This window comes from Hymenobacter sp. B1770, assembly GCF_049896385.1.
Taxonomy (GTDB): domain Bacteria; phylum Bacteroidota; class Bacteroidia; order Cytophagales; family Hymenobacteraceae; genus Hymenobacter.
The window spans coordinates 1,132-1,412 of record NZ_JAFCUF010000029.1 but is presented as its reverse complement, the minus strand read 5'-3'; the positions used below and the strand labels follow the sequence as shown (position 1 = coordinate 1,412).

1 protein-coding gene is annotated in these 281 nt (G+C 56.9%); it reads right to left on the bottom strand.

Annotation, left to right across the window (positions count from 1 at the left end):
- Positions 1-281 (bottom strand): DUF5916 domain-containing protein (locus ACP7AJ_RS21200; RefSeq protein ID WP_426062232.1); only part of this gene is annotated, 281 nt, incomplete at both ends.

The window sequence follows — 281 nt, the reverse complement described above, 5'->3', positions numbered from 1 at the left end:
CCAATGGTCAGGAAGCTGCGGGTGAAGGTGGTGTTGGCGTCGGCGTAGAAGTTGCTTCGTTGGTACCGCCTCGGGAAGTAAAGCAGGTCGTAGCTCGTTCCCCAGAACACATTCAGGTTGTTCACTTTCCAGAACGGCTTGAACTTGCGGTAACCAAAATTGAGGCTTTGCGACACGGAGTTGTTGGCTTGCAGCAGCCCCAAATCGTTCGGGTCGTAGGTGTCCGACTCGGCCCCGTGGCGCACGTTCCAGGTGAAGTTGCCGCCGATTTTGCCCGCTTC